We start from the raw sequence: 245 nt of genomic DNA, 5'->3' as shown, positions 1-245 counted from the left end.
CCCAGATGGTTCTAAGGATGAAGTACCAGTTAAAGTAACTGTAAAAGATCCAAGTGCACCAGCAACCGATGCAGATAAGAACAAAGTAACGGATCCATCAGTAACCCCAGTTACAGATCCAAGCAACTTGACTGACGCCGAAAAAGCTAAAGATGCAGAAGGAAAAGATGCAGATGGAGTTAAAGATTCACCTGCTCAAGCACCAGCTAAGAAAGCAGGAGCGAAAGAATTGCCAAATACTGGTA

The 245-nt window shown here is 43.3% G+C and carries 1 pseudogene; it reads left to right on the top strand.

Going from position 1 to position 245, the window contains the following annotated elements:
* Positions 1–245: pseudogene (locus ADF68_RS11165) on the top strand (hypothetical protein); the annotation flags it as partial.

This window comes from Streptococcus pseudopneumoniae (genome assembly GCF_001068775.1).
Classification (GTDB): Bacteria; Bacillota; Bacilli; order Lactobacillales; family Streptococcaceae; genus Streptococcus; species Streptococcus pseudopneumoniae_N.
Note: the sequence above shows the minus strand (reverse complement) of the source record. Positions and strands in the feature narration are given on the sequence as shown.